General features: G+C 60.2%; 1 protein-coding gene. It reads right to left on the bottom strand.

Going from position 1 to position 844, the window contains the following annotated elements; genetic code table 11:
* Positions 1 to 192: 192 nt before the first annotated feature.
* On the bottom strand, positions 193 to 844 hold a 652-nt coding region (locus BRAS3809_RS37150), incomplete at its 5' end, for a C40 family peptidase (RefSeq protein ID WP_210161117.1).

The raw sequence follows: 844 nt of genomic DNA, 5'->3' as shown, positions 1-844 counted from the left end.
CCGGTTTCCGAAGATGGAGCTGGCGGATGCGGCGGCCGTGCGATGGCATGGCTTCGGCTTTCGCGGGCCGCTGAATTTGCCGGTGCGGTTGCAGTAGTGCACGGCAGTCAGGTTTCCTGCATGCCCTTGCTCCGGTCGCGAGATTGGAAAGACAATGGCTCCAACTGCGCCGGACGAACGCAAACGTCGACTCTAGTCGGGCGACCTGAAGCTCAAGACTTGCCCATGAACACAGGTCACAACAACCCGATCAGCGATATTGCCGACGACCATTTCAACGCAGTCGGCGCGTTGACCTAATAACACTCCTACCATCAAACCACTACGGGCTGGCAACTGATGCTGCCCCGTATCAACTATCGCGATCATCCCCGGCTTTGCTTTCAACGGAGAGATTTCGGTTCCCCAGTTCAACCATGACCGAAACGCAGCTGCCGCGCTTGGAGGCTTCGCCCCCGCCTGGACGACAGCCCAAGCAAGGAATGGCCCACCCCAAAGTCCGTAGATGGGATCGTTCTTTGCTACCGGTGGGATGCCACCAGCCTCGACGGCGGACTTCCAATATGCCGCTATTGCGCGTTGGTCGGCATCCCCTCCACCTTCCCATATTCCGAGTTGGCTCAACGCCGCGCGGAGGATAGCTGCCGAACGCCCGTCAGCAGCTGACAAGGCATTGTTGTCCGAAGGGGCCAAGGTCCAGCGAGTGCCCTCCAGCTTGCCCCCAGTTTTCGGCGCGGTGAGCGCTGCAACCGTGGCCCATTGTGACTCGGAGGTGTCTACCTTCGCAGGCTCCTCGGGCTTACTAAGGCGAACCACCTGCTGCGCAAGACTCTGTGTAACCGCG

The organism is Bradyrhizobium sp. STM 3809 (genome assembly GCF_000239795.1).
In the GTDB taxonomy this organism is placed as follows: Bacteria; Pseudomonadota; Alphaproteobacteria; order Rhizobiales; family Xanthobacteraceae; genus Bradyrhizobium.
The sequence above is the reverse complement of the archived record's forward strand: the minus strand, read 5'-3'. Positions and strand labels throughout refer to the sequence as shown.